At 61.4% G+C, this 5,036-nt stretch carries 6 protein-coding genes; all 6 read right to left on the minus strand.

The genetic code is table 11. From position 1 onward, the window contains the following. Positions 1-53 precede the first annotated feature (53 nt). Positions 54-935: a cytochrome c oxidase subunit 3 gene (locus ACXJ7R_RS24620; protein ID WP_457154102.1), complete on the minus strand. Its 882-nt coding sequence runs from the start codon at positions 933-935 to the stop codon at positions 54-56. 1 nt (position 936) lies between these two features. Next, complete coding sequence (locus ACXJ7R_RS24625; protein ID WP_095091934.1) at positions 937-1,560, minus strand: cytochrome c oxidase assembly protein; 624 nt, start codon at positions 1,558-1,560, stop codon at positions 937-939. Positions 1,561-1,567: 7 nt separating this feature from the next. Next, positions 1,568-1,726, minus strand: coding sequence for a hypothetical protein (locus ACXJ7R_RS24630; protein WP_095091991.1), 159 nt, complete (start codon positions 1,724-1,726; stop codon positions 1,568-1,570). A 2-nt stretch (positions 1,727-1,728) separates the two neighbouring features. Then, positions 1,729-2,673 carry a heme o synthase gene (locus ACXJ7R_RS24635; RefSeq protein ID WP_457154103.1) on the minus strand — a complete coding sequence of 315 codons (945 nt, stop codon included), beginning with the start codon at positions 2,671-2,673 and terminating at the stop codon, positions 1,729-1,731. A gap of 77 nt (positions 2,674-2,750) precedes the next feature. Continuing rightward, the gene (gene ctaD, locus ACXJ7R_RS24640; protein ID WP_095091932.1) at positions 2,751-4,403 is read right to left on the minus strand and encodes a cytochrome c oxidase subunit I; all 1,653 of its coding nucleotides are present in this window, start codon (positions 4,401-4,403) and stop codon (positions 2,751-2,753) included. A 38-nt stretch (positions 4,404-4,441) separates the two neighbouring features. Further along, a partial coding sequence (gene coxB / locus ACXJ7R_RS24645; RefSeq protein WP_457154104.1) for a cytochrome c oxidase subunit II occupies positions 4,442-5,036 on the minus strand: 595 nt, incomplete at its 5' end.

Here is a 5,036-nt window from a genome sequence, read left to right on the forward strand (position 1 = left end):
CTGTTCCATCCCGATGAATCGGGATGGGGGCCTCTGTTTTGCTCAGGTCGAAATCAGTGGGCTTCGATCACCGCGCCGGCCGATCCCCAGACATAGATCGCTGAGAACAGGAACAGCCAGACAACGTCGACGAAGTGCCAATACCAGGCGGCCGCCTCGAAGCCGAAATGCTGCTTGGGGGTGAAATCACCCTTCATCGCCCTGAGCAGGCAGACCAAGAGGAAGACGGTGCCGATGATGACGTGGAAGCCATGGAAGCCGGTCGCCATGAAGAAGGTTGCGCCGTAGATGGAATCCTTGAAGGCGAACGGAGCATGAATGTACTCGTAGGCCTGCACCATGGTGAACAGCATGCCGAGGCCGACGGTTAGCACCAGGCCGTTGATCAGCCCCTTGCGATCGCCATGGATGAGCGAATGGTGCGCCCAGGTGACCGTGGTGCCCGACAGCAGCAGGATGATGGTGTTGTAGAGCGGCAGGTGGAAGGGATCGAGAACCTCCATGYCCTTCGGCGGCCAGACACCGCCGGTAAACGCGGTGCGGGCGTATTGCTGCACCTCGCCCGGAAACAGGCTGGCATCGAAGTAGGCCCAGAACCAGGCGACGAAGAACATCACCTCGGAGGCGATGAACATGATCATGCCGTATCGCAGGTGCAGCGACACGACACGCGTATGATGGCCCTCATGCGCTTCCTTGATCGTGTCCGACCACCAGGCGAACATGGTGTAAAGGACGATCGCCAGGCCGATGAAGAACAGCCACGGATTGGCGATGTTGAAGCCGAAGATCGGGAAGTCGCCGGCCTTGAGATACTGCATCAGGCAGACACCGCCGATTGCGGTCACCAGCGCGCCGATGGACCCCAGGAACGGCCATGGGCTCGGGTCGACGAGATGGTAGTCATGGTGTGGTTTTGCGTGCGCGTCTGCCATATCAACCCCCGAGATTTGCTTCGGTATTCGAAATTGTCTTGCTGCTGCCTTGGACCGGCACTGATGACGCGACCGGCTTGCTCTTCTCGACCGGGAACATCGTATAGGACAGGGTGATTGTCTTCACGTCCTTCAGTTCCGGTACATTCACGATATCGGGATCCACATAGAACACGACCGGCATGTCCAGCGTCTCGCCGGGCTTCAAAGTCGTATCGGTGAAGCAGAAACACTCGACCTTGTTGAAGTAGGGCCCCGCCAGTTCCGGCTGCACATTGAAGGTGGCGCGGCCGGTAACGGGGCGATCGAACTTGTTGGTGGCCTGATAGTGCGCCTGCACGGTCTCGCCGATCTTCATCGTCATCGAACGATCGACCGGCTGAAAATCCCAGGGCACGCCGGCGATGTTGGCGTCGAAACGGACAACGATGTCGCGGTCGAGCACCCGGTTCGCGTATTGCTGCGTGGCGCGCCGCGTGGTGCCGCCATAGCCCGTCGCCTGGCAGAACATCTTGTAGAGCGGCACTGCGGCATAGGCCATGCCGATCATGCCGCCGAAGAAGGCAAGGCAGACAAACGCGACGACGCGGTTGGTGTTCTTCCTGCTGGCGGTCACCTGGCTCATCGTGTTCTCACATCGAGCCGGGGTGATGACCGAATTTCACGATCGTCGCGATGTAGAAAATGATCACCAGCACCGCCAGCGCCAAGCCTATGGCGACAGAACGATTGCGTCTGGCTTTCCTCTGCCGCTCGGTCAGCGTGACCAGCTCGAGTTTTTCTTCGATCATGGTCATGCTCCACCCATGGCAAGCGCGCGCTCGACGACGCTGTCGGCGAGATAGGCAGCGAAGATGGCGAAGAGATAGAGCAACGAATAGGCAAACAAGGCCTTGGCCGGCTTCATCACGCGGTCATCGTCGGTCATGCCAAGCACTTTCCACGCGTACCAGACAAAACCCAACCCAAGCAGCACGGCGGCCACGCCATAGACCGGCGTGGTGTAGCCCAGGATCCATGGCAGCACGCCGACCGGCGCCAGCAGCAGCGCATAGGCGAAGATCTGGCGGCGGGTCGAAGCCTGGCCGGCGACGTTCGGCATCATCGGAATGCCGGCGCGGGCATAGTCTTCGGACTTGAACAGCGCCAGCGCCCAGAAATGCGGCGGCGTCCACAGGAAGATGATCAGGAACAGGACAAAGCTTTCCAGGCTGACGCTTCCGGTCACCGCGGCCCAGCCGATAACAGGCGGAATGGCACCGGCGGCGCCGCCGATGACGATGTTCTGCGGCGTCCAGCGCTTGAGCCACATCGTATAGACGACGGCATAGAAGAAGATGGTGAAGGCCAAAAGCGTCGCCGACAGCCAGTTGACCAGCACGCCCAGCGTCATCACCGACAGAACCGACAGAACCAGCCCGAAACTCAGCGCTTCGCCCGGCCGGATGCGGCCGGCCGGCACCGGACGAGATGCGGTGCGCGTCATCACCGCGTCGATGTCGGCATCGTACCACATGTTGAGCGCGCCGGAGGCCCCGGCGCCGATGGCGATCGACAGGATGGCGATCACCGCCAGCAACGGATTGATGGTCACAGGAGCCGCGACCAATCCGACGAAGGCGGTGAACACCACCAGCGACATGACGCGCGGCTTCAGCAGGGCGAAGAAATCGCCCGCCGTCGCTTCCGACATGCGGAAGCCCGCTTCGTCAATGCTGGTTTCGTCGACTAGGGCCATGCGTACTCAAATCCATCGTTCCGTTTGGCCAAAACCGCCGGCAGGCCGGCGGTTTTGATTCCATGGAGGCTGCCGACTTACTTGATCTTCGGCAGCTGCTCCCACTGGTGGAAGGGCGGCGGCGAAGGCAGCTGCCATTCCAGTGTCGTGGCGCCTTCGCCCCACGGATTGGCACCGGCGACCCGCTTCTTCTGGAAAGCCTCGAACACGCCGTAGAGGAAGATCGCCACGCCAACGGCCGAGATATACGAGCCGTAGGACGACACCATGTTCCAGCCGGCAAACGCGTCGGGATAGTCGATTGTGCGGCGCGGCATGCCGGCAAGACCGAGGAAATGCTGCGGGAAGAAGATCAGGTTGACGCCGACGAAGGTGACCCAGAAATGGGTGTTGGCGATGGCGAAGGAATACATGTAGCCGGTCATCTTCGGGAACCAGTAGTACCAGCCGGCGAAGATGGCGAARACCGCGCCCAGCGAGAGCACGTAGTGGAAGTGCGCGATCACGAAATAGGTGTCGTGCAGCGAGCGGTCGAGACCCGCATTGGCCAGCTGGACGCCGGTGACGCCGCCGATCGTGAACAGGAAGATGAAGCCCAGAGCCCACAGCATCGGCGGCTTCAGCGAAATCGATCCGCCCCACATCGTGGCGATCCAGGAGAAGATCTTCACGCCGGTCGGCACCGCGATGACCATCGTGGCGAAGACGAAATAGCGCTGCGTGTCGAGCGACAGGCCGGTCGTGTACATGTGGTGGGCCCAGACGATGAAGCCGACCGCGCCGATGGCGACCATCGCGTAAGCCATGCCGAGGTAACCGAACACCGGCTTCTTCGAGAAGGTCGACACGATGTGGCTGATGATACCGAAGCCCGGCAGGATCAGGATGTAGACCTCAGGGTGACCGAAGAACCAGAACAGGTGCTGGAACAGGATCGGATCGCCGCCGCCGTCGGGCGCGAAGAAGGTCGTGCCGAAGTTGCGGTCGGTCAGGAGCATAGTGATGCCGCCGGCAAGCACCGGGAGTGACAACAGCAGCAGGAAAGCGGTGACCAGCACCGACCAGGCGAACAGCGGCATCTTGTGCATCGTCATGCCGGGCGCACGCATGTTGAAGATGGTGGTGATGAAGTTGATGGCGCCAAGGATCGACGAGGCACCGGCAATGTGGATCGACAGGATCGCCAGATCCATCGCCGGCCCGGGCTGGCCCGAAGTCGACAGCGGCGGATAAAGCGTCCAGCCGCCACCGACGCCAAAGGCGCCAGGCGCGCTCGGCATGAAGGCCGAGGCGATCAGAAGCAGGAAGGCCGGCGGCAGCAGCCAGAACGAGATGTTGTTCATGCGCGGGAAGGCCATGTCAGGTGCACCGATCATGATCGGCACCATCCAGTTGGCAAAACCGCCGATCAGGGCCGGCATGACCATGAAGAAGATCATGATCAGCGCGTGCGCGGTGGCGAAGGCGTTGTACATGCTCTTGCCGCCGTCGATCGCGGCGTCACCGTTCATGCCGTAGACCATTTGCGCGAGGCCGCTGAAAATCTGGATCCCCGGCTCCTGCAGCTCCATGCGGATGGCGACCGACAAGGCACCGCCGACGATGCCGGCGAAGATCGCGAAGATCAGATAGAGTGTGCCGATGTCCTTGTGGTTGGTGGAATACACCCACCGGACCCAGCCGTGATACGGCTTGTGGTCGTGGTCGTCGTGAGCTGCAGCGTCTGCCATGTTCCGCTCCGTTCCCTGATCTTTTATTGGCCGCGGCATCAGTTGCCGGCGGCCGCTACCTTGTTCTGGCCGTCGACCTCAGCCATCAGCGCCTTGTTGGCCCCGGGCAGGTTGGTCTTGGCTTCCGCCAGCCAGCTTTTGAATTGCGCATCGGAGACGACGCGGATGGCGATCGGCATGAAAGCATGATCCTTGCCGCAGAGCTGCGAGCACTGGCCGTAGTAGAGGCCTTCTTTGTTGGCCTTGAACCAGGTCTCGTTGGTGCGGCCGGGAACCGCGTCCATCTTGATGCCGAACGACGGCATGGCGAAGGAGTGGATCACGTCCGTTGCGGTCACCAGGACGCGGGTCATGGTGTTGACCGGCACAACCATCTCGTTGTCGACGGCGAGCAGGCGCGGATAGATCTTGCGATCTTCCYTGCCAGCAGCTGCCCGGTCGGCTTCCTGCAGGATCGCGGAGTTGAAGGAAATCGTGTTCTCGGTCTGGTATTCGTAGTCACAGTTCCACTGGTTGCCGGTCGCCTTGACGGTCAGCTTTGCGTCTTCCGGCGGCGTGTATTGCGCGGTCAGCAGCTGGAACGAAGGAATGGCGATGCAGAGCAGGATGACGACCGGGCCGACGGTCCAGATC

It is taken from the genome of Mesorhizobium sp. P5_C1, assembly GCF_054049815.1.